The organism is Neisseria sp. P0021.S007 (assembly GCF_051956855.1).
This window is the reverse complement of sequence record NZ_JBQCXA010001093.1, coordinates 1-532: the sequence shown is the minus strand read 5'-3', so window position 1 is coordinate 532 and position 532 is coordinate 1. Positions and strand designations below refer to the sequence as shown.

Below are 532 nucleotides of genomic sequence, written 5' to 3'. Positions count from 1 at the left end.
GTGCTACCCTGATTGAATCCGCCGACCATACCCTCGATTTACAATACTATATCTGGCACAACGACATCTCCGGCAAGCTTCTGTTCAACCTGATTCATCGTGCAGCTGAACGCGGCGTCCGTGTGCGTTTGCTTCTGGACGACAACAACACCAACGGCATGGATGATCTCCTGCTGGCACTCGACAATCATCCCAATATTGAAGTCCGTCTGTTTAATCCCTTTATTTTCAGAAAATGGCGTGCACTCGGCTACGTTGCTGACTTTCCGCGACTTAACCGCCGGATGCACAACAAATCGTTTACCGCCGACAACCGTGCCACCATTTTGGGCGGACGCAATATCGGCGACGAATATTTTAAGGTTAACGACGATACCATCTTTGCCGACCTCGATATCCTCGCCACAGGCCGCGTAGTAACAGAAGTGTCCCAAGACTTCGACCGCTATTGGGCAAGCCATTCCGCCTACAACGCGACCAGCATTATCAAACGGGGAAACCTGAAAAAAGGATTGGCAGAGCTTGATTACAC

1 protein-coding gene is annotated in these 532 nt (G+C 50.6%); it reads left to right on the top strand.

Translation table 11 applies throughout. The features are described from left to right. The coding region (locus ACTHUR_RS17695) for a phospholipase D-like domain-containing protein (RefSeq protein WP_440400031.1) at nt 1-532 on the top strand (532 nt) is incomplete at both ends.